The sequence below is a fragment of the Modestobacter marinus genome, from assembly GCF_019799945.1.
In the GTDB taxonomy this organism is placed as follows: domain Bacteria; phylum Actinomycetota; class Actinomycetes; order Mycobacteriales; family Geodermatophilaceae; genus Modestobacter; species Modestobacter marinus_B.
The window spans coordinates 28,107-51,964 of the sequence record NZ_JABGCH010000012.1 but is presented as its reverse complement, the minus strand read 5'-3'; the positions used below and the strand labels follow the sequence as shown (position 1 = coordinate 51,964).

The window sequence follows — 23,858 nt, the reverse complement described above, 5'->3', positions numbered from 1 at the left end:
GGAGGGCTCAGCGGTGCGGTCCGGGGGCCGGCTCGGGCAGCGGGGATGGCTCGGTCGCGAGGGGGCTGGGGGTGGCGTCCACCGCGGACGGCGACGCGTCGAGCGGGGAGGGTGCTTCGTCGTCCAGGCCGGTCAGGCCCAGCGCGGCCTCCCGCTTGGCCCGCCGCTTGTCCACCAGCCGGGCGATCTGGATGGCCAGCTCGAACAGCACGCACATCGGCGCGGCCATGAGCAGCATGGTGAACGGGTCCTGGGTCGGTGTGACGAACGCGGCGAACAGGATGGTGAGGAAGTAGATCCACCGCCGGCCCTTGGCCAGCGCCGCGTGGGACAGCACGCCGATCAGGTTGAGCACCACCGCGATCAGCGGCAGCTCGAAGCTCACCCCGAAGGCGAGCAGCAGGGAGATCACGAAGCCGATGTAGTCCTGCGCGGTGAGCGCGATCGCCACGCCCTCCCCGGCCAGGCCGAGCAGCAGGTCCAGGCCCTTGGCCAGCGAGAGGTAGGCCAGCGCCGCCCCCAGCGCGAACAGCGTGCTGGACGCGGCGACGAATGCGACGCCGTAGCGCTTCTCGTTCCTCCGCAGGCCCGGGGTGATGAACGCCCACAGCTGGTAGAGCCAGAACGGCGCGGACAGCACGATCCCGACGATGAAGGCGATCTTCAGCCGGATCAGCGCACCGCCGAAGACGTCGGTGACCAGCAGCTCGCAGTCGCCGCTGCCGCCGGTGCCCAGCGCGCGCAGGTCGGTGTCCAGCCCGCAGTAGGGAGCGCGGATGAACTCCCCCAGGCCGTGCTCGTACCACCAGAACGCCATGGCCGTGCCCAGCAGCACGAACACCAGCGCGACGCCGATGCGGTTGCGCAGCTCACGCAGATGCGCGACGAGGGTCATCGTCGCGGCGGCGTCCCGCTCGGGACGCCGCTTCTTGCCGCGGGCTGCCAGGGTCATGGGCGTCGTGGTGCGGGAGGAGCGGTCAGCGGGCGCCGTCGGTGCTCGCCGACGAGCGGACCTGCTCCGCGCGGGCCCGCGCCTCGGCGGCCCGCGCCTCGGCGGCGCGGGCCTCGGCCTCGAGGTCGACCGGGGCCGTGGCGGCGATCTGGGCCTGCACCGGCGTCACCGTGGCCGCGTCCTTGCCGCGGACGTCGTCGTCCTTCATGCCCTTCATCTCGCCCTTGAAGATGCGCAGCGAGCGGCCCAGCGACCGGGAGGCGTCGGGCAGCTTCTTGTAGCCGAAGAGCAGCAGGACGGCCAGGAGGATCAGGCCGATCTCCATGGGACCGAGGTTCATCGGGGTCCTCCAGTGGTGGGGGTGCGCCTGACTCTACGCCGGGGCGGACGCCGGACAGGGGTGGTCGACGGTGGCGGCGGGCCCGTGCGCACGCCGTCCACCTGCGGTTCAGTCGGTGGCTGCCGGTCGTTCCTGGCGCTGGGCGGCGGCGCGGCGCAGGGCCTCCTCGACGTCGGCGCGCACCGGCTCGACGTCGGCCTGCAGGCCGCGCAGTTCCCGGTCCAGCCGGCCGGCAGCGCCGCGCAGCCCGTACCCGAGCACGCCCAGGACGGCCAGCGCGACCACGACCACGGCGATCCACACGACGAGCAGCACGGGAGGACAGTAACCGGCGCACCCCAGCAGGGGCTGTGCGCCGGCCGTGGTCAGTCCGCGTACCGGGCGAGCGCGGCGCGGGCCTCGGCCGCCACCTGGTCGGCCAGCTCGGCCGGCTCGTCGACGGTGGCCGCGCCGCCGAGGGAGGCCACCAGCCGGCGCGCCCAGCCCAGGTCCGACGTCCGGACCGCGACGGCCAGCCCGCCGGGCGGGTCGTCGACCTCGACCTGCTCCTCCACCGGGTAGTAGTCGGCGACCCACCGGGCCGGCCGGGCCAGCCGCAGCCGGACCAGCGGCTGGTCCGCCGCCGGCTGGTAGAGGCCGTTGTCCAGGTCGCGCTCGTGGGCCTGCGGCGGAGGCGCGGCCGGCTCGTCCAGGACGGTGACGTCGTCCATCCGGTCCAGCCGGAACAGCCGCACCCCCTCGACGTTGCGGCACCAGGCCTCCAGGTACCAGTGCCCGTCGACCAGCAGCAGCCGCATCGGGTCGACCACCCGGCGGGTCCGCTCGTCCCGGCTGGGCACGTAGTACTGCACGTCCAGCGCCCTGCCGCGCTCCAGCCCGTCGCGGACGACGGCGAGCGACTGCTCCCGGGCGTCCACGCTGACCGCCAGCGGCGTCCGGGACTCCGCGGCGTGCCCGGCCGCGGCGGCGACCTTGGCCAGCGCCCGGCTGACCGCCTCCCCCTCGGCCAGCCCGGGCAGCTCGAGCAGCGTGCGCAGCGCCACGATCAGCGCGACCGCCTCGTCGGTGGTCAGCCGCAGCGGCCGGACCAGGCCGGCGGTGAAGGTGACCCGCACCCGGTCGCCCTCGAACGCCAGGTCGATGAGGTCGCCGGGGCCGTGGCCGGGCAGCCCGCACACCCACAGCAGGTCCAGGTCCCGGCGCAGCTGCGCCTCGGTCACGCCGAAGTCGCGGGCGGCGTCGGCCAGCCGGACGCCGTCCGGGCGGGCCTGCAGGTACGGGACCAGGGCCAGCAGCCGGGTCATCCGCTCCGCGGTGCTCGGGGAGGTCATGCCGACGCCCGCAGCGCCGCCAGGCGGGTCAGCCGCTGCACGACCGCCTCCCGCATCCGCTGCGGCGCCTCGACCAGCACGTCGGGACCGTAGGCGGCGATCTCGTCGGCCAGCGCCCAGGGCTCGGTGGTGCGCAGCTGCAGCCGGTCCTCGCCGTCCTCGGCCGGGCCGAGGGACTCCGCGTGCCGGCGCAGCCCGATCGCGGCGCCCGGCCGGACCCGCACCACGACCAGCTGCTCCTCGCGGCGCTCGGAGCGGGCCACCACCGTCGCCAGGTCCAGGTCGGCCGGCGGCTCGAAGGCGCCGGCCGGACCGGTGGCCCGCGGCGTCCCGACCACCCGGGAGAGCCGGAACACGCGGGGCGCCGCGCGGTCCAGGTCGTGGCCGACGAGGTACCAGCGCCCGTGCCAGGCCACCACACCCCACGGCTGCACGCGGCGGCGGGTGGGCGCCGGCTCGTCGGGACGGCGGTAGTCGAAGGCGAGCTCGCGGCGGTCGCGGGCCGCGGCGTAGCAGGGCTCGAAGGCGGGCTCCCCGGCGTCCAGGCGCGGCTGGATCGGGAGGGTCCGGGTCTGGTCGACCTCCACCCCCGCCGCGCGCAGCTTCACCAGGGCGCTCTGCGCCGCGCCGGCCAGCTGGGCCGACTGCCACAGCCGCAGCGCCAGGCCCACCGCGGCGGCCTCCTCGCCGGTGAGCGTGATCTCCGGCAGCTCGTAGTCGGCCCGGGCGATCCGGTAGCCGTCCTCGGTGTCGAAGATGCTGGTGCGGCCGGTCTCCAGCGGGACGCCGATCTCGCGCAGCTCCGCCTTGTCCCGCTCGAACATCCGCTTGAACGCCTCGTCGGCCCGCTCGGTGCCGTCGTCGGGCTCGTAGCCGGGCACCGTCGCGCGGATCTTGGCCGCGGAGACGTACTGCCGGGTGCCCAGCAGGGCGAAGACCAGGTTGACCAGTCGTTCCGCCCGCTTGGCTGCCACGCGCACAGGTTACGGCCCGCGCGGCGGGCCCTCCGTCCCCCTCGTCCGGCTGCCCGCGACCGCCGCCCTGGCTACCCTGCGGCCGTGACGTCTGCCTCCTCCCCCGCCCCGGTCTCGCGGATCCGCTGGCGCCGGGGCCGGGTGACCGAGCTCGGCCGGTCCTGGCGGGACGCGCAGGAGATGACCGTGGAGGTGCCCGGGGACGGCGCCGTCCGGGCCCTCGCCCACCCGTCGGTCGTCGGCACCCCCGAGGTGGGCGACGACGTCCTGCTCAACACGACCGCGTGGGCGCAGAAGCTGGGCACCGGCGGGTACGCGCTGGTGGTCGCCGTCCCTGACCGGCTGCCGCCGGACCCGATCGGCCCCGGGCACCTGGTGAAGAACCGGTACTCGCCGCTGCAGGTCAGCATGCAGGGCGTCGACGAGCAGGAGACCGAGCACCACGACCTGATCGCGGCCGCCGAGGACCTCGGCGGCATGCCGGTGGTCGTCGCCGACCTGCACTCCGCGCTGCCCGCGGTGCTGGCCGGGGTGCACGTCACCGACCCGGCGCTGAAGGTCGCCTACGTGATGACCGACGGCGGGGCCCTGCCCGCCGCGTTCAGCCGCACCCTGGACACACTCACCGACGACCTGGCCGGCGTCGTCACCGTCGGTCAGGCGTTCGGCGGCGACCTGGAGGCGGTCACCGTGCACACGGGGCTGCTGGCCGCCCGGTACGTGCTGGGGGCGGACGTCACGGTCGTCACCCAGGGCCCGGGGAACCTGGGCACCGGCACGCCATGGGGCTTCTCCGGGGTCACCGCCGGGGAGGTGTGCAACGCGACGTACGTGCTCGGCGGTCAGGCGATCGGGGCGCTGCGCATCTCCGAGGCCGACCCGCGGCCGCGGCACCGCGGGGTGTCGCACCACTCCCTCACCGCGTTCGGCCGGGTCGCGCTGGGCGGCGTCATCCTGGTGGCGCCGCGTGGGCTGGGCTCGGCGCTGGGCGCCCAGGTCGAGGAGGACCTCGCCGGCCAGCCCGAGCGCAACTTCGTGGAGTGGGTGGACAGCGAGGGGCTGGACGAGGCGCTCGCTGCCTCCCCGGTGACGCTGTCGACGATGGGCCGCAGCCTGGCCGAGGACCGGGCCTACTTCCTCGCCGCGGCGGCCGCCGGCCGGTACGCGGCCCAGCTGGCGATCTTCGGGCTGCCCCCCACCTGAGTCGCCCGCCGCCGGTTCACCCCCAGCGGCGGAAGCCGCCCTCGGCGTCGATCGTCTGGCCGGTGACCGAGCGGGCGTCGGGACCGGTGAGCCAGGCGACGACGGCGGCCACCTCCTCGGGGCTGTTCCAGCGGCCGCGCGGCATCGCCCGCCGGACGGTGTCGGCGAGCTGCGGCCCGGCCCAGCCGGTGTCGGTCGGTCCGGGGTTGACGCAGTTGACCGTGACGTCCCGGTCGATCAGCGCGTCGGCGAGCGAGAGGGTCATCTGCTGGATCGCGCCCTTGCTCACCGCGTACGGCAGTTCGGCGGCCATCGGCCCGCGGTGCTGACCGGAGGTGAACAGGACGACCGCCCCGGCTCCGGCGCCCGGGTCGTACTGGGCGGCGAACGCCTGGGTGAGCAGCAGGCTGCCCCGCGCGTTGACCGCGAAGCAGAGGTCGAGCTCCGCGGCGGTGACGTCGGCGAGGCTGCCCTCGGCGCTGCGCGCGTGGTTGGCGACGAGGCCGGTGAGCGGCCCGACCACCGCGGTGGCCGCGGCCACCAGGGCGGCGGGCGCCCGCGGGTCGGCGAGGTCAGCGGACAGGTGCGGCGGGGAGCCCAGCTCGGTCAGGACGGCGTCGAGGTCGTCGGCGCCCCACGGCTGCTCCAGGTCGTGCGGCGTCCAGGAGTGCACCACGACCCGGTCGCCGCGGGCGAGCAGCCGCCGGGCGATCGCGAAGCCGATCCCCGCCCGGCGGCTCACCCCGGTGATCAGGACCGTCCCCATGCCGCCCCCCGGTTCACATGCTGGCGATGAGCTTCTCCACCCGCTCGTCGACGGCCTTGAACGGGTCCTTGCACAGGACGGTGCGCTGGGCCTGGTCGTTGAGCTTGAGGTGCACCCAGTCGACGGTGAAGTCGCGGCGCTTCTCCTGCGCGCGGCGGATGAACTCGCCGCGCAGCTTGGCCCGGGTGGTCTGCGGGGGCACGTTCTTGGCCTCGAAGATCCGCGGGTCGTGCGCCACGCGGTCGACCTGGCCGGCCTTCTCCAGCAGGTAGTACAGGCCGCGGCCACGGCGGATGTCGTGGTAGGCGAGGTCCATCTGCGCGACCCGCGGGCTGGACAGCGGCAGGTCGTGCTTGGCGCGGTACCGCTCGATGAGCCTGTACTTGCTGGCCCAGTCCACCTCCCGGTCGATCAGGCTGAGGTCGCCGGAGTCGACCGCCTTGAGCGTGCGGCCCCACAGCTCGAGCATCTGCCGGTGCACCGGGCCGTAGCCCTCGCGGTCGACGAACTCGGCGGCCCGGTCGTGGTACTCGGTCTGGATCTCCAGCGCCGACATCTCCCGGCCGTTGGCCAGCCGGACCTTGCGGCGACCGGTGAGGTCGTGGCTGATCTCGCGGATGGCCCGGATCGGGTTCTCCAGCGTCATGTCCCGGATGGCGACGCCCTGCTCGATCATCCGCAGCACCAGGTCGGTGATGGTGACCTTGAGCAGCGTCGTCGTCTCGTTCATGTTCGAGTCGCCGACGATGACGTGCAGCCGGCGGTAGCGCTCGGCGTCGGCGTGCGGCTCGTCGCGGGTGTTGATGATCGGCCGGGAGCGCGTGGTGGCGCTGGAGACGCCCTCCCAGATGTGCTCGGCGCGCTGGCTCACGCAGTAGACGGCGCCGCGCGGGGTCTGCAGGACCTTGCCCGCCCCGACCACCATCTGGCGGCTGACCAGGAACGGGATGAGCACGTCGGCGAGGCGGCCGAACTCACCGTGCCGGCCGACCAGGTAGTTCTCGTGGCAGCCGTAGCTGTTGCCGGCGGAGTCGGTGTTGTTCTTGAACAGGTAGATGTCGCCGGTGACGCCTTCCTCGTTGAGCCGCTGCTCGGCGTCGACCATCAGGCCCTCGAGGATCCGCTCCCCCGCCTTGTCGTGGACGACGAGCTCCACCAGGTCGTCGCACTCGGCGGTGGCGTACTCGGGGTGGCTGCCGACGTCGAGGTAGAGCCGGGAGCCGTTGCGCAGGAAGACGTTGGAGCTGCGCCCCCACGACACCACCCGGCGGAACAGGTAGCGCGCGACCTCGTCCGGGGAGAGCCGGCGCTGCCCGCGGAAGGTGCAGGTGACGCCGTACTCGGTCTCGATGCCGAAGATCCGTCGTTCCACCCCGCCGAGCCTATGCCGCCGCGGCGCGCTCGGCTCGTGTCCCGAACGCGCCGCGCCGATCACCGACGGTGGCTCAGCGCCCGTCGTCCGTGCGGGGCTCCGGTTGGTCGCCCTCGGTGCCGCCGCCCACGCCGTCCTGGGTGTCCGGCTCGAGCGTGCGGTCCGCCGTGCCGCCGGCGGTGTCGACGGCCGTCGGGTCGCCGAGGCCGGCCGGGGTGCCCGGTGCGGGCGCGCTGGGCGCGTGGACGTGGGTCGCCACGGCAGCCGGTGCCGGTTCCCCGGTGACCGGCTCGTCGGACAGCAGCGACCGGAGCGAGACGCCGACGACCCGGCGGAAGGCCCGCTTGGGCCGCCGCCGGTCCAGGACGGCGACCTCCAGCTGCTCGGCCGGCAGCTGGTCGTGCCCGCCGCCGTTGGCGGCGGTGGCCGCGCTGACCGCGGAGAGCGCCCGGACGCCCACCCGGAGCGCCTCGCGCAGGCCCATGCCCCGGGTGTAGTGCTCGCGGAGGTGGCTCGCGACCGTCTCGGCCTGCCCGCCCATGACGACGAAGTCGGACTCGTCGACGATGGAGCCGTCGAACGTGAGCCGGTAGAGCTGGTCACCGCCGCTGCTGTCACCCACCTCGGCGACGCACAGCTCGACCTCGTAGGGCTTCAGCTGCTCGGTGAAGACCGCGCCGAGGGTCTGCGCGTAGGCGTTGGCGATGACCCGGCCGGTGACGTCCCGGCGGTTGTAGGAGTAGCCGCGGACGTCGGCGAGCCGGACCCCGGCCACCCGCAGGCTCTCGAACTCGGAGTACCGGCCGACCGCGGCGAAGCCGATCCGGTCGTAGAGCTCGCTGACCTTGTGCAGCGTGGCGCTGGGGTTCTCGGCGATGAACAGGACGCCGTCGACGTAGGTGAGGACGGCGACGCTGCGGCCGCGGGAGATGCCCTTGCGGGCGTACTCCGAACGGTCCCGCATCACCTGCTCGGCGGAGGCGTAGTACGGCATGGTCATGGCTCAGACCTCCCGTGCTTCGTTGCCCACGGAACGGTCGGCGATGATCGTGTCGGCGACGGCGGCCACCTCGGCGTCGGTGAGCCGGACGGCGCCCTCGGCGTCGACCCGGTAGACGATCGGGTACAGCCGCCGTACCGGATCGGGGCCGCCGGTGGCCGAGTCGTCGTCGGCGGCGTCGTAGAGGGATTCGACCAGGCTGCGGGTCGCGGCGTCGGCGGACATCCCGGTGCGCCAGGTCTTCTTCAGCGAGTTCCGGGCGAACAGCGAGCCGGAGCCGACGGAGGCGTAACCGCGCTCCTCGTAGTTCCCGCCGGTGACGTCGTAGCTGAAGATGCGGCCGGGGCTCGCGCCCTCGGCGGCGTCGAGGTCGTAGCCGGCGAACAGCGGGACCACGGCGAGGCCCTGCATCGCGGCGCCGAGGTTGCCGCGGATCATGCCGGCCAGCCGGTTGGCCTTGCCGTCGAGGGACATGGTGACGCCCTCGATCTTCTCGTAGTGCTCGAGCTCGACCTGGTAGAGCCGGACCATCTCGATGGCGATGCCGGCGGCACCGGCGATGCCGATCACCGAGTACGAGTCGGCCGCGTAGACCTTCTCGATGTCCCGGCTGGAGATGAGGTTGCCCATGGTGGCCCGGCGGTCGCCGCCCATGAGCACGCCGCCGGCGTAGGTGACCGCGACGATGGTGGTGCCGTGCGGCGCCAGCTCGCCCAGCGGCGCGGCGGGCAGCGTGCGCCGGCCGGGCAGCAGGTCGGGTGAGGTGAGGCCGAGGAAGTCGGTGAACGAAGAGCCCACCCGGTCCAGGTACGCGGGCGGGAACCCGCTCCGGCCAGTTGACGACTCGCTCACTCGCCCGCCCCTCTCGCCGCCAGCAACGCGCGGCCTCGACTGCACAGACCCGTCCGCCGGAACGAAGGCGGACGCTGCGCCGACCCTACCGGCGGGCTGACCGGGCGGCTGATCACCTCCGGCCGCCGCCGGACCAGCGGTTGTGGGCGGGACCGACGGTGCCGCTCCCGGTGCTCCTCTACGTAGTCAGCCGCCGCACGCAACAGAGTCGGATCGTCGCGGTACAGCCCGAGGCCGAAGTTGCACCGCTGGCAGAGGAGGGCCCGCACCTCCCCTGAGTCATGATCGTGATCGAGGTGCTCCGGAGCCGGGTCGCGGCAGATCGCACACCGGTCCTCTTGATCACGGCGCAGCTCCGCAACGGCCGTCAGGGTGAGGCCGTACTTCCGACGCCAGTACGTGTCCTTGCAAGCCTGGCGGTGCCACGGTTTGCACTGACTGCCGAACCCGGACGATGTCCGTCGACTGACGACGTAGTCCGCCTCGGGGACGGCCTCACGACACGTCGGGCACCAGCGGAACCCCTCCGGAACCCAGCTGTGGTCCCGGACGGTCTTCCCCAACGCGACCCTCGACTGTCGATACCAGGTGTTGCTGCGCCGTCGGTTGCACTCCAGGCAGTAGAACGAGAGTCCATCCGCCATCGAACGGTTCCGGCCGAACCCGTCGTCGGGCTTGCTCTCCCCACAGCGAGGACAGACCTTCATCGTCGCGACTACTACTCAAAGTAGCGAGGCGATCACTGACCGCCCTTCTGCACGTAGGACCGCACGAACTCCTCGGCGTTCTCCTCGAGGACGCCGTCGATCTCGTCGAGGAGCGAGTCGACGTCCTCGGTCACTTCCTTGGTGCGCTCCGAGGTCTCGGTGTCGACCGACGCCTCGACCTCCTCGGTCTCCTCGCGCGAACGCGTCGCGCGGTGCTGACCCCCGCTGTCCCTCGTTGCCATCTCGCCCTCCGTGGTCTGTGGAGCTTCGAGTGCTGCCGCAGAAGTTACCCGCGCGGTGTGACAGTCGGCCCACGTTGATCCACACACGCCGGAAGTCGGGCGGGCTCCTACCCTGGCGCCGTATCCGCGGACCGCGCCCAGAGCGGCCTGGTGGTGGTCGTCCCGGAGGCCGAGCCCGGGGTCGGGCGGCTCCGCGCCCCGGCTGGACGCCAGCGCCGCGCTCGGCGTGCCGGCGCACGTCACGGTCCTGTTCCCGTTCGTCCCGCCCGGGCAGCTCGACGACGTCGTGCTGCAGCGGGTGGCCCGGGTGACCGACGGGACGCGCGCCTTCGACCACCGCTTCTCCCGCACCGCCGGGTTCGGGGACGACGTCGTGTACCTGGCCCCCGACGACCCGCAGCCCTTTCGAGACCTCACCTCCCGGGTGCACGCCGCGTTCCCCGCGCACCCGCCGTTCGAGGGGGTCTACGACCACGTCGTCCCGCACCTGACCATCGGCCTCGGGCATGCCCGCGCGGAGCTCGAGGCCGCCGAGCGGGAGGTCCTCCCCACCTGCCGGTCACCGGCCGAACAGCAGCCGTGGTGCTGCTCGGCCAGTCCGCCGCGGGCGGGCACTGGACGCCACGGGCGACGTTCCCGCTCCGCGGCTGACCGCCTCAGCTACCGGTGATGGTGTCCACGAGCTCCGCGGCGCTGGACGTCGCCTCGAACAGCGCGCCGACGTGGTCCCGGGTGCCCCGCAGCGGTTCCATGGTCGGGATCCGCACCAGGTTGTCCCGGCCCACGTCGAACACCACCGAGTCCCAGGACGCGGCGGCGACCTGGGCCGGGTACCGGCGCAGGCACTCGCCGCGGAAGTAGGCCCGGGTGTCCGCCGGCGGGCTGGTCATCGCCCGGGTCACCTCCTCGTCGGTGAGCAGCCGCTGCATGGAGCCGCGGGCCACCAGGCGGTGGTACAGCCCCTTCTCCGGGCGCACGTCGGAGTACTGCAGGTCCACCAGCTTGAGCCGGGCGTCGCCCCACGAGAGCCCGTCGCGCTGCCGGTAGCCCTCCAGGAGGCGCAGCTTCGCGGGCCAGTCGAGCTGGTCGGCCAGCCGCATCGGGTCGGTCTCGAGGTCGTCGAGCACCTGGGCCCAGCGGCGCAGCACATCGGCGGTCTGCGGGTCGGGCTCGCCGTGCCGGGCGACGAACTTCTCGGCCAGCAGGAGGTACTCCCGCTGCACCTCGATGGCGGTCAGCCGCCGGCCGTCGCGCAGCTGCACCTGGTGGGTCAGCGACGGGTCGTGGCTGATCGCCTGCAGCGCCTCGACCGGCTCCTCGATGCTCAGGTCCTTGCCCAGCGCCCGCGCCTCGATCATTGCCAGCACGAGCGCCGTCGTCCCGACCTTCAGGTACGTCGACAGCTCGGCCAGGTTGGCGTCGCCGATGATCACGTGCAGCCGGCGGTACTCGTCGGGGTTGGCGTGCGGCTCGTCGCGGGTGTTGATGATCGGCCGCTTCAGCGTCGTCTCCAGGCCCACCTCGACCTCGAAGAAGTCGGCCCGCTGCGACAGCTGGAAGCCCTGGGTGCGTCCCTCGGTGCCGATGCCGACCCGGCCGGCGCCGGTGAACACCTGCCGCGTGACGAAGAAGGGGACGAGGCCCCGGATGATCTCGACGAACGGCGTCCGGCGGTCCATCAGGTAGTTCTCGTGCGCCCCGTAGGAGGCGCCCTTCCCGTCGGTGTTGTTCTTGTAGAGCTGGATCGGCTGGGTGCCCGGGATGCGGGCGGCCCGCCGGGCCGCCTCCGCCATGATCTGCTCCCCCGCCTTGTCCCAGACGACCAGGTCCCGCGGGTTGGTGACCTCCGGCGTCGAGTACTCCGGGTGCGCGTGGTCGACGTAGAGCCGGGCGCCGTTGGTGAGGATGACGTTGGCCATCCCGGCGTCCTCGTCGAGGTCGGTGTGGTCCAGCGCGTTGGCCGGGGACAGGTCGAAGCCGCGGGCGTCACGCAGTGGGGACTCCTCCTCGAAGTCCCAGCGTGGCCGGCGGGGCATCGGCGCGTCGGCGACCGCCCAGGCGTTCACCACCTGGCTGGACAGCGTCGTCGGGTTCGCCCCCGGCTGCCCGGGCACGGAGATGCCGTACTCCAGCTCGGTCCCCATCACCCGTCGCACGCTCATGCGCCCCAGGTTAGGCGGCAGCCACGCGCCTGGAGGATGGACGGGTGAGCATGCCGCCCCTCGGTCTCCTGTTGGACGTCGACGGCCCCGTGGCCAGCCCGATCACCCGCACCGCAGCGCCTGCGCTGCTCGAGGACCTGCGGCGGCTGCTGGCCGCCGGCGTACCGGTCGTGCTCAACACCGGGCGGTCGGCGGCGTTCGTCGGCGAGCGCGTCCTGCGGCCGCTCGTCGCGGCCGGCCTGCCCGACGGCGCCAGGTTGCACGCGGTCTGCGAGAAGGGCGGCGTCTGGACGACGGCCGGCCGGGACGGCGCCGCGGAGGTGCACGTCGACGCCGCTCTGGCCGTGCCGGAGATCTGCCGCGACGTCCTCGCCGAACTGGTGGGGAACGGCTACGGCGACGCGATGTTCGTCGATGCCACCAAGCGGACGATGGCCACGGTGGAGGCACGCACCGACGTCCCCGCCGAGTTCTACGCCGAGCGGCAGCGGGCGTTCGACACCGACCTGGCGGCCCGGCTGGCGGCGGCGGGGCTGGGAGTGCGGCTGCACGGCCGGTCCGTCCCCGGTGCGGACGGCCGGACGCCGTGGCGGATCGACCCGTCGGTGATCGCCACCGACGTGGAGTCGGTGCGGGCGGGGAAGGCGCTCGGTGCGCGCCGCGCCCTGAACCTGCTACGGGCGGACGGTCCCCTCCCCACCACCTGGCACACCGTCGGCGACTCCCGCTCCGACTACGGCATGGCCGACGAGTTGCACGCACTCGGCGCCGAGGTGACCCACGTCGACGTCGGTCCGCAGCCGCCGCTCCGCCGGCCGTACCCCGTGCGGACCGTGCCCGGGGCGAGCTACGACGCCGCCGGTGGAGAGCACCTGCGAGCGCTGGCCGAGCGCCTGACCTGAACCACGGCGACGGCCCGGCCCCGCAGTGCGGGACCGGGCCGTCGGTCGGCCCCCTGCAGGGGCCCAGCGCGAGCCTGCGAGCGGTGGGGGCAGGGGGTCCTTCGACTACAGGTACTGGCCGGTGTTGGTGGCGGTGTCGATGGCGCGGCCGCTCTCCGCGCCCTTGCCGCTGATCAGCGTGCGGATGTAGACGATCCGCTCGCCCTTCTTGCCCGAGATCCGCGCCCAGTCGTCGGGGTTGGTCGTGTTGGGCAGGTCCTCGTTCTCCTTGAACTCGTCGACGCAGGCAGCCATCAGGTGCTGCACGCGCAGGCCACCGACACCCGTCTCGAGGAGGTCCTTGATCGCCATCTTCTTGGCGCGGTCGACGATGTTCTGCAGCATCGCCCCGGAGTTGAAGTCCCGGAAGTAAAGGACCTCCTTGTCACCGTTGGCGTAGGTGACCTCCAGGAAACGGTTCTCCTCCGTCTCGGTGTACATCCGCTCCACGGTCCGCTGGATCATCCCGGCGATCGTCGACTCGCGGTTGCCGCCGTGCTCGGCGAGGTCGTCGGGGTGGATCGGCAGCGACGTCGTCAGGTACTTGCTGAAGATGTCCCGCGCCGCCTCGGCGTCCGGACGCTCGATCTTGATCTTCACGTCGAGCCGGCCGGGCCGCAGGATGGCCGGGTCGATCATGTCCTCGCGGTTGGAGGCGCCGATCACGATGACGTTCTCCAGGCCCTCGACGCCGTCGATCTCGCTGAGCAGCTGCGGGACGATCGTGCTCTCCACGTCGGAGGACACACCCGACCCGCGGGTGCGGAAGATCGAGTCCATCTCGTCGAAGAACACGATGACCGGCGTGCCCTCGCTGGCCTTCTCCCTGGCCCGCTGGAACACCAGCCGGATGTGCCGCTCGGTCTCCCCCACGTACTTGTTCAGCAGCTCGGGGCCCTTGATGTTGAGGAAGAAGGACTTCCCCTGGCTCCGGTCGGAGTCCCCGTTCAGCGCGGCGACCTTCCTGGCCAGCGAGTTGGCCACCGCCTTGGCGATCAGCGTCTTCCCGCAGCCGGGCGGGCCGTACAGCAGGATGCCCTTCGGCGGGCGCAGCTGGTACTCGCGGAACAGGTCGGCGTGCAGGAACGGCAGCTCGACGGCGTCCCGGATCTGCTCGATCTGCCGGGCCAGCCCACCGATGTCGGAGTAGTCGATGTCGGGGACCTCTTCGAGGATCAGTTCCTCGACCTCGCTCTTCGGGATCCGCTCGTACACGTAGCCCGACCGGGTCTCCAGCAGCAGCGAGTCGCCGCTGCGCAGCGGGTGGCCGGTCAGCGAGTCGGCGATCCGGACGACCCGCTCCTCGTCGGTGTGCCCGATGACCAGGGCCCGCCGCGGCTCGCCGGGCACCGGCTCGAGCAGCTCCTTGAGCATCACGACGTCGCCGGCCCGCTCGAAGCCGCGCGCGGCGACCACGTTCATGGCCTCGTTGAGCATGACCTCCTGGCCGTGCCGCAGCTCGTCGAACTCGACGTTCGGGGACACCGACACCCGCAGCTTGCGCCCGCCGGTGAAGACGTCGACCGTGCCGTCCTCGAAGCGCTCCAGGAAGACGCCGTAGCCCGAGGGCGGCTGGCCCAGGCGCTCGACCTCCTCCTTCAGCGTGACCAGCTGCTCGCGTGCCTCACGCAGCGTGCCGGCCAGCTTGTCGTTGCGCTCGGAGAGGAAGGCCGCCCGGCCCTCCGCCTCGGCCAGTCGTTCCTCGAGCGCGCGCACCTGGCGCGGGCTGTCGGACACCTTGCGCCGCAGGAGACCGATCTCCTCCTCGAGGTAGGAGATCTGGCTCACCAGGGAGGCGACGTCACGTTCACGCCGCGCTCGGAACTCGTCAGGACCCAGGCCCATCACGCACCTCCGCACACATCGGGGGGAGCCAGGCAGCCAATCTATACACGCCGGTGCCGACAATGCCGCTCCTCCACGGACGGGTGCGGGAGGTGGGCTGATACGTCACCGAACCGTCATCTGCGGGCGGCTCAGACCTTCTGCGCCCGGCGCTGCCGGGTGGGTGCGACGACCCCGTCGGCCAGCCGCCGGGCGGTGACGAGGAAGGCGGTGTGGGCCACCATGCGGTGCTCCGGGCGCACCGCGAGACCCACGGCGTGCCACGGCCGGACCAGGGACTCCCAGGCGTAGGGCTCGGTCCAGCAGGCCTGCGCCCGCAACGCCTCCACGTAGGTCGACAGCTGGGTCACCGTGGCGACGTAGCCGACGAGCACCCCGCCGGGGCGCAGCGCCGCGGCCACCGTGGGCAGCACGTCCCACGGCGCCAGCATGTCCAGGACGACGCGGTCCACGACCTCCTCCGCCGGGTGCTGGTCGAGGTCGCCGAGCCGCAGCGACCAGTTCGCCGGCACGTCGCCGAAGAAGGCGCCCACGTTGGCGCGCGCGACGTCGGCGAAGTCCTCGCGCCGCTCGTAGCTGGTGACCGTTCCCTCGCTGCCGACCGCCCGCAGCAGCGAGCAGGTCAGCGCGCCGGACCCGGCGCCGGCCTCGAGCACCCGCATCCCCGGCCCGATATCGCCGGAGCCGACGATCTGGGCGGCGTCCTTCGGGTAGATGACCTGCGCGCCCCGGGGCATGGACAGCACGAAGTCGGCCAGCAGCGGCCGCAGCGCCAGGTAGCCGGTGTTCGCCGTCGAGTACACGACCGACCCCTCGGGCGCCCCGATCAGCTCATCGTGCGCGATCGCGCCGCGGTGGGTGTGGAAGGCCTTGCCCGGCTCCAGGACGACGGTGTGCATCCGCCCCTTGGGGTCGGTCAGCTGCACCCGGTCACCGATCCGGAAGGCGCCGGCCACCGGCTCCGGGGTGTCGGCGGGCTCGCCCTCGACCACCACGGGCTCCAGGGGGGTCTCGGCGAGCACCTCCACCGCGGTGGGCTCGGCGGCCGGGGCGGCCTCGGGGGTCGGGTCGTGCGGCAGTACCTGCTGTTGGTCCACGGGCCACGAGCGTACGGACGGCGTCCGGTGGGATCTCCGGCGCGGAGACTCGGAACTGTCGGAGCGCCGACCTAGCCTCGGTCCCATGACGGCGACGCTCGCGACCGACCGGTCCCCCGAGAGCCCCACGGAACGGACGACGGCGGCCAACGGCACCCCGCGGCGGCCCTCGCTGTCGCCGTCGCGTGCCGCGGACTTCAAGTCCTGTCCGCTGCTCTACCGGTTCCGCACCATCGACCGCCTGCCGGAGAAGAAGAGCCGGGCCGCCGTCCGCGGCACGCTGGTGCACTCCGTGCTGGAGAAGCTCTACGACCTCCCCCCGGCCCGGCGCACCCTGGACACCGCCCGCGAGTTGGTCGCCCCGGCCTGGGAGGAGCTCCGCCAGGAGGACGGCGTCGAGGAGCTCTTCGCCGCGGCCGAGGACGGCACCGAGCCGGCCGGCGCGGGTGGCCTGGAGGAGTGGCTGACCTCGGCCGGCGCGCTGGTCGAGAACTATTTCACCCTCGAGGACCCGACCCGCATCCAGCCGGCCGGGCGCGAGGAGCTGGTCGAGGTCACCCTCCCCGACGGGCTGCTGCTGCGCGGCTACGTCGACCGGCTCGACGTCGCCCCCACCGGCGCCATCCGGGTGGTCGACTACAAGACCGGCGCGGTGCCGCGCGAGGCCTTCGAGGCCAAGGCGTTGTTCCAGATGAAGTTCTACGCGCTGGTGCTCTGGCGCACCCGCGGCGTGGTGGCCGCCCAGCTCAAGCTGCTCTACCTCGGCGACGCCGACGCCCTCACCTACGCGCCGGACGAGGCCGAGCTGGTCCGGTTCGAGCGCACCCTGCAGGCGATCTGGGCGGCGATCGAGCGCGCGGTAGCCACCGGTGACTTCCGGGCGAACAAGAGCCGGCTGTGCGGCTGGTGCGACCACCAGGCGCTGTGCCCGGCGTTCGGGGGCACTCCCCCGCCGTTCCCGGCACAGGCCGCCGCGGCCGCGGGCTGGCGCACGACGCTGCCGGTCAGCCCGGTTTGAGCCGCGGCTGACCATTGCCGCGGCCGGGGGCGGCGGACGACCCGGGGGTCCCGGTACGGTCGCGCCGGCGGATCCACGGGGGCCAGGAGGCAGACCGTGCACGGCTACCGGGCGGAACGGGCCTTCGACGGTGAGCGGGTGCTGACCGGCGGCGCCCTGGTCCTCGTGGAGGACGGCACGATCGTCGGCGTCGAGCCGGCCGACGCGACGCCTCCGGCCGGGTGCGACGTGACCGACCTGGCCGGCGCCACCTTGGTGCCGGGCCTGATCGACACGCACGTCCACCTCTGCGCGGACGGCGGCCCCCGCGCGCTGGACCAGCTCGCCGAGCTCGACGCCGGCGCGGTCGACCAGATCGTCACCACCTCGCTGCGCCGGCAGCTGGCCGCCGGGGTCACGGCGTTGCGCGACCTGGGGGACGCCGACTGGGCGGTGGTCGACCGGCACCGCGGCCCCGGACCGGGGCCCACCGTGGTCGCCGCCGGCCCGCCGATCACCTCCGTGCGGGGGCACTGCTGGTGGCTGGGCGGTGAGGCCACCGGCGTGGAGCAGCTCCGCCGGGCTGTCCGGGAACGGGCCGAGCGGGGTGCCGACGTCGTCAAGATCATGGCCAGTGGCGGTGTGATGTCCGTGGCCACCGACGTCCTCGGCTGTCAGTTCACCCTCGACGAGCTCCGCGCGGTCGTCGATGAGGCGCATGCCGTCGGCCTCCCGGTCACCGCGCACGCCCACCCGCTGACCGCCGTCGAGCGGTGCGCGGCCGCCGGGGTGGACGGCATCGAGCACGGGTCCTGCTTCGTCGAGCACGGTTTCGCCGTCCCCGCCGGCCTGTCCGCCCGGCTGGCCCGAGCCGGGACGCCGGTGTGTCCCACCCTGGGCAGGACGCCGGGCGTCGAGCCCGCACCGCAGATGCTCGCGGTGATCACCCGCCTCGGGATGACCTGGGACCGGCGACTGGCCCAGGTGACCGAGCTGAGGGAGGCCGGCATCCGGCTGGTGAGCGGCACGGACGGCGGCATCAACCCGTCGAAGACGCACGGCGTCCTCTCCGAGGCCGTCATCGACCTGGTCGACTGCGGCGCCTCCGCCGAGGAGGCGCTCGCCTCGGCGACGAGCGCCGCCGCGCGAGCGTGCGGCCTCGCCGCCCGGACCGGCCGACTGGCCGCCGGCCTGGACGCCGACCTCCTGGCGGTGGACGGCGACCCGCTCACCGACATCCGGGCCCTGCGGGCGGTGCGCACGGTCGTGTCCCGTGGCCGCGTCGTGGGGCCCGGCGGGACCGTCCCCGACTAGACCGAGGTCAGGCGGCGATCCGGTCGTCGAGCAGCGCCCGCAGGTCCTCGACGGTCAGCCCGGCGAGAGTGGACCGCAGGACCAGGCCGTCCTGTGGTTCCAGTGACTGCAACGTCGGCACCCCGACCACGGTGGCGCCTGCGGCCAGGCCCGCGGTGATCCCGGCCAGTGAGTCCTCGATGACCACGCACGACGCGGGCCCCACCCCGAGCGCCGCCATCGCCTGCAGATAGGGCGACGGGTCGGGTTTGGTCGCCGGGACCTCGTCGCCGCACACGGTGACGTCGAAGAACTCCGGTCCGACCTGGGCCAGCACCCGGTCGGCGAGCCGGCGGTGGGTGGAGGTCACCAGCGCGGTGCGCAGCCCGGCGGCCCGGACGGCGGACAGCAGCTCCAGCGCCCCCGGGCGGCCCTGCACACCAGCCTCGATCTGCCGACCGGTGGTCTCGTAGAGGAAGACGTCGTCCCGCAGCTGCTCCGCCGCGGTCCGGGTGACCCCGAGGTCGGCGTACAGCAGCTGCAGCGACACCGGCACGGCGACGCCGACCATCGCCGGCCGCACCTCGGCGGACATCCGGCCGCCCAAGTCCTCGGCGAGCAATTCCAGCGAGCGGTCCCAGTAGTGCTCGGTCTCGACCAGCGTGCCGTCCATGTCGAACAGCACCGCTTCCAGTGACTGCACTGATCTCCTCACTCGTCGACGGTCCGGTAGCCGAGGTTCGGCGAGAGCCAGCGTTCCGCCTCGGCGACCGACCAGCCCTTGCGCCGGGCGTAGTCCTCCACCTGGTCCTGGCCGATCCGGCCGAGCACGAAGTACCGCGACTGCGGATGGGAGAAGTACAGGCCGCTGACCGCGGCCCCCGGCCACATCGCCATGCTCTCGGTGAGCTGGATGCCGGTGGCCGCCTCGACGTCGAGCAGCTGCCAGATGGTCCGCTTCTCGGTGTGCTCCGGGCACGCCGGGTACCCCGGCGCCGGGCGGATGCCGTGGTACCGCTCCGCGATCAGCCCCTCGCTGTCCAGCGCCTCGTCGGGTGCGTAGCCCCAGAACTCCCTGCGCACCCGCTCGTGCAGTCGCTCGGCGAACGCCTCGGCGAGCCGGTCGGCCAGCGACTCGAGCAGGATGGCGCTGTAGTCGTCGTTCGCCTTCTTGAACTCCGCGACCTTCTCCGCCGACCCCAGTCCGGCGGTCACCGCGAACGCGCCGACGTGGTCGCGGAGGCCGGAGTCCTTGGGGGCGACGAAGTCGGCCAGCGACGTGCGGGGTGCGCCGTCCCGCCCCTCGGTCTGCTGGCGGAGCTGGTGCAGGGTGGCCCGGACGGCGGTGCGGGACTCGTCGGTGTAGACCTCGATGTCCTCGCCGTCCACCCGGTTGGCCGGGAAGAGACCCAGGACCCCGCTGGCCCTCAGCCACCGTTCCTCGACGATCCGGTCGAGCATCGCCTGCGCGTCCTCGTACAGCCGGCGGGCGGCCTCTCCGGTCGTCGGGTTGTTGAGGACGTCGGGGAACCGGCCGCGGATCTCCCAGGCGTTGAAGAACGGCTGCCAGTCGATGTACTCGCGCAACTCCTCCAGCGGGTAGTCCGCGAAGGTCCGGACGAACTGGGTGGCCTTGCCGTGCGTGTGGTCGCAGTCCGGCCCGGTGCAGACGTCCTTGGTCTGCTGCAGGAGCATCCGCGGCCGAGGCGGGTGGTAGTCGGTCCAGTCGATCGGCGGCGCCGCGGCCCGGGCGGCGGCCAGCGGCAGCAGGGTGCGGGTGTCCTGCCGGGCGGCGTGCCGCGCCCGCAGCGCGGCGTAGTCCGCCTCCACCTCGGCCAGCAGGGCGGGCCGCTGCTCGTCCGACAGCAGCGCCGCCACCACCGGCACCGATCGGGACGCGTCCTTCACCCAGACCACCGGGCCGTGGTACTGCTGCGCGACCTTGACCGCGGTGTGCGCCCGGGAGGTGGTCGCCCCGCCGATCAGCAGGGGGATCTCGAAGCCCTGCCGCTCCATCTCCCCGGCCAGGTTCACCATCTCGTCCAGCGACGGCGTGATCAGCCCGGACAGGCCGATGATGTCCGCACCGTGCTCCTTGGCGGCGTCGAGCACCTTCTGCCCGGGCACCATCACGCCGAGGTCGACGACGTCGTAGTTGTTGCACTGCAGGACGACGCCGACGATGTTCTTCCCGATGTCGTGGACGTCGCCCTTCACCGTGGCCATGACGACCGTGCCGTTGCTGCGATCGACGTCGCCCGGCTGCCGCTCCGCCTCGATGTACGGGACCAGGTGCGCGACGGCCTTCTTCATGACCCGCGCGGACTTGACCACCTGCGGCAGGAACATCTTGCCCGCGCCGAACAGGTCGCCGACGACGTTCATGCCGGCCATCAGCGGGCCCTCGATCACCTCGATCGGCCGGCCACCGCGGGCGGCGATCTCCAGGCGCAGTTCCTCGGTGTCGGCCTCGACGAACTCGTCGATGCCCTTCACCAGGGCGTGGGTGATGCGCTCGCCGACCGGGAGGGCGCGCCACTCCTCGGCGGCCGGCTCGACGGTGGCCTCGCCGGCGGCGTAGTCCCCGGCGATCTCCAGGAGGCGCTCTGTGCTGTCCGTGCGCCGGTTGAGGATGACGTCCTCAATCCGTTCCCGCAGGTCGGCCGGCACCTCGTCGTAGACCTCGAGGGCACCGGCGTTGACGATGCCCATGTCCATGCCGGCCGCGATCGCGTGGAACAGGAAGACCGCGTGGATGGCCTCGCGCACCCGGTTGTTGCCGCGGAACGAGAACGAGACGTTGGAGACGCCGCCGGAGACCAGCGCGCCGGGCAGGTTCTCCTTGATCCAGCGGGTCGCCTCGATGAAGTCCAGCCCGTAGCGGGCGTGCTCCTCGATGCCGGTCGCCACCGCGAAGACGTTCGGGTCGAAGATGACGTCCTCGGCCGGGAACCCGACCTGCTGGGTCAGCACGTCGTAGGCGCGGCGGCAGATCTGCCGGCGCCGCTCGAGGCTGTCGGCCTGGCCGTTCTCGTCGAAGGCCATGACCACGACGGCGGCGCCGTACTTCCGGCACAGCCGGGCCTCCCGGACGAACTCCTCCTCACCGTTCTTGAGCGAGATGGAGTTGACGATCGCCTTGCCCTGGACGCACTTCAGCCCGGCCTCGATCACCTCCCACTTGGAGGAGTCGATCATGGTGGGCACGCGGCAGATGTCGGGTTCGGCGGCCACCAGCTTCAGGAAGCGGTCCATCGCCGCGACGCCGTCGATCATGCCCTCGTCCATGTTGACGTCGATCACCTGCGCGCCGGCCTCGACCTGCTGGCGGGCGACGGCGAGGGCGGTGCCGTAGTCCCCTGCCTTGATCAGCTTCCGGAAGCGCGCGGACCCGGTGATGTTCGTGCGCTCGCCGACGTTGACGAACAGCGAGTCCTCGTCGACGGTCAGCGGCTCGAGTCCGGACAGCCGCAGCGCGGGGCGCACCGTGGGCGGCGTGCGGGGCGCCGTCCCGGCGACCGCGCCGGCGATCGCGGCGATGTGCGCGGGCGTGGTGCCGCAGCAGCCGCCGACCAGGTTCACGAAGCCGCTGTCGGCGAACTCGCCGACCACGGCGGCGGTCTCCTCGGGCGATTCGTCGTACTCGCCGAACGCGTTGGGCAGCCCGGCGTTCGGGTAGCAGGACACGAAGGTGTCCGCCATCCGGGACAGCTCGGCGATGTAGGGCCGCATGTCCTTCGCGCCGAGCGCGCAGTTCAACCCCACCAGCAGCGGCCGGACGTGCCGCACCGAGTACCAGAAGGCCTCGGTGACCTGGCCGGAGAGGGTCCGGCCCGAGGCGTCGGTGATGGTGCCGGAGATCAGCACCGGCCAGCGGCGGTCCCGCTGCTCGAACAGCGTCTCCAGGGCGAAGATGGCCGCCTTGGCGTTCAGGGTGTCGAAGATCGTCTCGATGAGCAGCGCGTCGGCGCCGCCGTCGACCAGCCCGTCGGCCTGCTCGAGGTAGGCCTCGACCAGCTCGTCGAAGGAGACGTTGCGCGCCCCGGGGTCGTTGACGTCCGGCGAGATGGACGCCGTCCGGCTGGTCGGGCCGATCGCGCCGACCACCCAGCGGGGTCGCTCCGGGGTGCTCACCGCGTCGCACTCCCGGCGGGCGAGCCGGGCCGAGGCCAGGTTGATCTCGTAGGCGAGCTCCTGCATGCCGTAGTCGGCCAGCGAGATGCGGGTGGCGTTGAACGTGTTGGTCTCGAGGAGGTCCGCGCCGGCCTCGAGGTACTCGCGGTGGATGCCGGCGATGATCTCCGGCTGCGTGATGCTGAGCAGGTCGTTGTTGCCCTGCACGTCGCTGGGCCAGTCGGCGAACCGCTCCCCGCGGTAGCCGGCCTCGTCGGGGCGGTTCCGCTGGATGGCCGTGCCCATCGCGCCGTCGAGCACCAGGATCCGGCGGCGGAGCAGGTCCGTCAGCGTCGCCGTGGCGTCGGGGCGCAGGTCTGGGGAGTCGGACAAGGGAAGACCTCGGGAGCTCGGTCGGGCACGGTCACGGGAGCGTCCGGCGCCAGGGCTCTGGCAGTTCCGACGGGCCTCAGCGCCTCGTCGTCCACGAACGGCCTGCCCATGGTCTCACTTCCGCCCGGCAGGGGAACGCCCCCTGGGCACCCTTCGAGGGGACAGGCCGCTCGTGGACGGAGTCGGGCGCGCGGATCGACGTAGGCTCGAAGGGTGATCGATCCCCAGCCCTCCGCAGACGAGCTGCCCCCGCTGCACGACCCGGTGGTGGTCGTGGCGTTCGAGGGGTGGAACGACGCCGGGGACGCCGCCACCGGTGCCGTCGAGCACCTGGAGCTGATCTGGGACGCCACCCCGCTGGCCGCGCTCGACCCCGAGGACTACTACGACTTCCAGGTCAACCGGCCCACCGTCTCGCTGGTCGACGGGGTGAGCCGGCGGATCGAGTGGCCGACCACCCGCGTCTCCGTGGCGCAGCCCCCGGGCACCGAACGGCACGTCGTCCTCATCAGGGGCATCGAGCCGAACATGCGGTGGCGCGGCTTCTGCGAGGAGCTCATCGAGCTGTGCCAGGAGCTGGGCGCGCACACCGTGATCGGGCTGGGCGCGCTGCTCGCCGACACCCCGCACACCCGGCCGACCCCGGTCACCGGCTCGGCGTACGACTCCGACTCTGCGCGTCAGTGGGGCCTGGAGACCTCCCGGTACGAAGGCCCCACCGGGATCCTCGGCGTGTTCCAGGACGCCTGCGTGCAGGCCGGGCTGCCCTCGCTGAGCTTCTGGGCCGCCGTTCCGCACTACGTCTCCCAGCCGCCGTCGCCGCAGGCGACCGTCGCGCTGCTGCAGCGCGTGGAGGAGGTCTTGGAGCTCACCGTGCCTCTGGGCACCCTGCCGGAGCAGGCCGCGGAGTGGGTGAAGACGGTTTCGGAGATGGCCCAGGAGGACGACGAGGTCGTCGAGTACGTGCGCTCCCTCGAGGAGCGGCAGACCGCCAGCGACCTCTCCCAGGCCAACGGCGACCAGATCGCCCGCGAGTTCGAGAGGTATCTGCGCCGCCGCGGCGGCACGACCTGAACCGGCCGCCTCCGGAGGCTCGCCCCGAGCCTGCGAGGGGCGAGAGGGAGGCGGTCCTTCCGCTGCGCCGCCGCGGCGGCACGACCTGAACCGGCCGCCTCCGGAGGCTCGCCCCGAGCCTGCGAGGGGCGAGAGGGAGGCGGTCCTTCCGCTGCGCCGCCGCGGCGGCACGACCTGAACCGGCCGCCTCCGGAGGCTCGCCCC

The 23,858-nt window shown here is 73.0% G+C and carries 22 protein-coding genes; 6 read left to right on the top strand and 16 right to left on the bottom strand.

The window, feature by feature from the left end; genetic code table 11:
* Nucleotides 1-7 precede the first annotated feature (7 nt).
* From tatC to HK417_RS12440, 5 genes are all read right to left on the bottom strand, one after another.
* Complete coding sequence (gene tatC / locus HK417_RS12460) at nt 8-952, bottom strand: twin-arginine translocase subunit TatC (RefSeq protein ID WP_261326484.1); 945 nt, start codon at nt 950-952, stop codon at nt 8-10.
* A gap of 25 nt (nt 953-977) precedes the next feature.
* Entirely contained in the window at nt 978-1,292 is a 315-nt protein-coding gene (gene tatA / locus HK417_RS12455) for a Sec-independent protein translocase subunit TatA (RefSeq protein ID WP_222266860.1), read from the bottom strand.
* A gap of 108 nt (nt 1,293-1,400) precedes the next feature.
* Nucleotides 1,401-1,607, bottom strand: a complete 207-nt coding sequence (locus tag HK417_RS12450; protein WP_222266858.1) for a hypothetical protein — start codon at nt 1,605-1,607, stop codon at nt 1,401-1,403.
* Nucleotides 1,608-1,657: 50 nt separating this feature from the next.
* Nucleotides 1,658-2,623 (bottom strand): helix-turn-helix transcriptional regulator, encoded by a 966-nt coding sequence (locus tag HK417_RS12445; RefSeq protein ID WP_222266856.1) that lies wholly within the window; start codon nt 2,621-2,623, stop codon nt 1,658-1,660.
* Nucleotides 2,620-3,597 carry a helix-turn-helix transcriptional regulator gene (locus HK417_RS12440; protein ID WP_222266854.1) on the bottom strand — a complete coding sequence of 326 codons (978 nt, stop codon included), beginning with the start codon at nt 3,595-3,597 and terminating at the stop codon, nt 2,620-2,622. The genes HK417_RS12445 and HK417_RS12440 overlap by 4 nt, the downstream gene beginning before the upstream one ends.
* An 84-nt stretch (nt 3,598-3,681) precedes the next feature.
* Between HK417_RS12440 and HK417_RS12435 the strand changes: the two genes are divergently transcribed.
* Nucleotides 3,682-4,800, top strand: a complete 1,119-nt coding sequence (locus tag HK417_RS12435) for a DUF3866 family protein (protein ID WP_222266852.1) — start codon at nt 3,682-3,684, stop codon at nt 4,798-4,800.
* A 16-nt stretch (nt 4,801-4,816) separates the two neighbouring features.
* Here the strand turns inward: HK417_RS12435 and HK417_RS12430 are convergent, their stop codons facing one another.
* The 6 genes from HK417_RS12430 to HK417_RS12405 all read right to left on the bottom strand — a co-directional run bounded on the left by HK417_RS12430 (nt 4,817) and on the right by HK417_RS12405 (nt 9,739).
* Complete coding sequence (locus HK417_RS12430) at nt 4,817-5,566, bottom strand: SDR family oxidoreductase (RefSeq protein ID WP_222266850.1); 750 nt, start codon at nt 5,564-5,566, stop codon at nt 4,817-4,819.
* A 13-nt stretch (nt 5,567-5,579) separates the two neighbouring features.
* Nucleotides 5,580-6,938, bottom strand: a complete 1,359-nt coding sequence (gene pafA, locus HK417_RS12425) for a Pup--protein ligase (RefSeq protein WP_222266848.1) — start codon at nt 6,936-6,938, stop codon at nt 5,580-5,582.
* Between the two features lie 73 nt (nt 6,939-7,011).
* Nucleotides 7,012-7,938: a proteasome subunit alpha gene (gene prcA, locus HK417_RS12420; protein WP_222266847.1), complete on the bottom strand. Its 927-nt coding sequence runs from the start codon at nt 7,936-7,938 to the stop codon at nt 7,012-7,014.
* 3 nt (nt 7,939-7,941) lie between these two features.
* Nucleotides 7,942-8,790, bottom strand: a complete 849-nt coding sequence (gene prcB / locus HK417_RS12415) for a proteasome subunit beta (protein ID WP_222266845.1) — start codon at nt 8,788-8,790, stop codon at nt 7,942-7,944.
* A complete protein-coding gene (locus HK417_RS26940; protein WP_368858524.1) occupies nt 8,787-9,434 on the bottom strand; it encodes an endonuclease domain-containing protein in 648 nt (215 codons plus the stop codon). The genes prcB and HK417_RS26940 overlap by 4 nt, the downstream gene beginning before the upstream one ends.
* A 95-nt stretch (nt 9,435-9,529) precedes the next feature.
* Nucleotides 9,530-9,739: a ubiquitin-like protein Pup gene (locus tag HK417_RS12405; protein WP_222266841.1), complete on the bottom strand. Its 210-nt coding sequence runs from the start codon at nt 9,737-9,739 to the stop codon at nt 9,530-9,532.
* 112 nt (nt 9,740-9,851) lie between these two features.
* Here HK417_RS12405 and HK417_RS12400 point away from each other — a divergent pair, with 112 nt between their 5' ends.
* A complete protein-coding gene (locus HK417_RS12400; RefSeq protein WP_306433811.1) occupies nt 9,852-10,409 on the top strand; it encodes a 2'-5' RNA ligase family protein in 558 nt (185 codons plus the stop codon).
* On the opposite strand, the gene dop is transcribed toward HK417_RS12400, so the two are convergent.
* A complete protein-coding gene (dop, locus tag HK417_RS12395; protein WP_261326482.1) occupies nt 10,396-11,901 on the bottom strand; it encodes a depupylase/deamidase Dop in 1,506 nt (501 codons plus the stop codon). The two genes, HK417_RS12400 and dop, sit on opposite strands and share 14 nt — an antisense overlap.
* Nucleotides 11,902-11,945: 44 nt before the next feature.
* Here dop and HK417_RS12390 point away from each other — a divergent pair, with 44 nt between their 5' ends.
* Nucleotides 11,946-12,803, top strand: coding sequence for a hypothetical protein (locus HK417_RS12390; RefSeq protein ID WP_222266837.1), 858 nt, complete (start codon nt 11,946-11,948; stop codon nt 12,801-12,803).
* A 105-nt stretch (nt 12,804-12,908) separates the two neighbouring features.
* Here the strand turns inward: HK417_RS12390 and arc are convergent, their stop codons facing one another.
* Nucleotides 12,909-14,687 (bottom strand): proteasome ATPase, encoded by a 1,779-nt coding sequence (gene arc, locus HK417_RS12385; protein ID WP_222266835.1) that lies wholly within the window; start codon nt 14,685-14,687, stop codon nt 12,909-12,911.
* A 131-nt stretch (nt 14,688-14,818) separates the two neighbouring features.
* Nucleotides 14,819-15,784: a tRNA (adenine-N1)-methyltransferase gene (locus tag HK417_RS12380; RefSeq protein ID WP_439957922.1), complete on the bottom strand. Its 966-nt coding sequence runs from the start codon at nt 15,782-15,784 to the stop codon at nt 14,819-14,821.
* An 85-nt stretch (nt 15,785-15,869) separates the two neighbouring features.
* On the opposite strand from HK417_RS12380, the gene HK417_RS12375 reads away from it, so the two are divergent.
* Together HK417_RS12375 and HK417_RS12370 are read left to right on the top strand one after the other, a co-directional pair.
* Complete coding sequence (locus HK417_RS12375) at nt 15,870-16,802, top strand: RecB family exonuclease (protein ID WP_222266833.1); 933 nt, start codon at nt 15,870-15,872, stop codon at nt 16,800-16,802.
* Nucleotides 16,803-16,898: 96 nt separating this feature from the next.
* Entirely contained in the window at nt 16,899-18,095 is a 1,197-nt protein-coding gene (locus HK417_RS12370; RefSeq protein WP_222266831.1) for an amidohydrolase family protein, read from the top strand.
* A 7-nt stretch (nt 18,096-18,102) separates the two neighbouring features.
* On the opposite strand, the gene HK417_RS12365 is transcribed toward HK417_RS12370, so the two are convergent.
* Together HK417_RS12365 and metH are read right to left on the bottom strand one after the other, a co-directional pair.
* Nucleotides 18,103-18,777 carry an HAD family hydrolase gene (locus HK417_RS12365; RefSeq protein ID WP_308123540.1) on the bottom strand — a complete coding sequence of 225 codons (675 nt, stop codon included), beginning with the start codon at nt 18,775-18,777 and terminating at the stop codon, nt 18,103-18,105.
* Between the two features lie 8 nt (nt 18,778-18,785).
* Nucleotides 18,786-22,580 (bottom strand): methionine synthase, encoded by a 3,795-nt coding sequence (gene metH, locus HK417_RS12360; RefSeq protein ID WP_222266829.1) that lies wholly within the window; start codon nt 22,578-22,580, stop codon nt 18,786-18,788.
* Between the two features lie 213 nt (nt 22,581-22,793).
* On the opposite strand from metH, the gene HK417_RS12355 reads away from it, so the two are divergent.
* Entirely contained in the window at nt 22,794-23,654 is an 861-nt protein-coding gene (locus HK417_RS12355; RefSeq protein WP_222266827.1) for a PAC2 family protein, read from the top strand.
* Nucleotides 23,655-23,858 lie beyond the last annotated feature (204 nt).

Coding starts and splice junctions, on each gene's coding strand:
- tatC (WP_261326484.1), bottom strand. CDS start 952: ATGACCCTGGCAGCCCGCGGCAAGAAGCGGCGTCCCGAGCGGGACGCC.
- tatA (WP_222266860.1), bottom strand. CDS start 1,292: ATGAACCTCGGTCCCATGGAGATCGGCCTGATCCTCCTGGCCGTCCTG.
- HK417_RS12445 (WP_222266856.1), bottom strand. CDS start 2,623: ATGACCTCCCCGAGCACCGCGGAGCGGATGACCCGGCTGCTGGCCCTG.
- HK417_RS12430 (WP_222266850.1), bottom strand. CDS start 5,566: ATGGGGACGGTCCTGATCACCGGGGTGAGCCGCCGGGCGGGGATCGGC.
- prcA (WP_222266847.1), bottom strand. CDS start 7,938: ATGACCATGCCGTACTACGCCTCCGCCGAGCAGGTGATGCGGGACCGT.
- HK417_RS26940 (WP_368858524.1), bottom strand. CDS start 9,434: ATGGCGGATGGACTCTCGTTCTACTGCCTGGAGTGCAACCGACGGCGC.
- HK417_RS12405 (WP_222266841.1), bottom strand. CDS start 9,739: ATGGCAACGAGGGACAGCGGGGGTCAGCACCGCGCGACGCGTTCGCGC.
- dop (WP_261326482.1), bottom strand. CDS start 11,901: ATGAGCGTGCGACGGGTGATGGGGACCGAGCTGGAGTACGGCATCTCC.
- arc (WP_222266835.1), bottom strand. CDS start 14,687: ATGGGCCTGGGTCCTGACGAGTTCCGAGCGCGGCGTGAACGTGACGTC.
- HK417_RS12375 (WP_222266833.1), top strand. CDS start 15,870: ATGACGGCGACGCTCGCGACCGACCGGTCCCCCGAGAGCCCCACGGAA.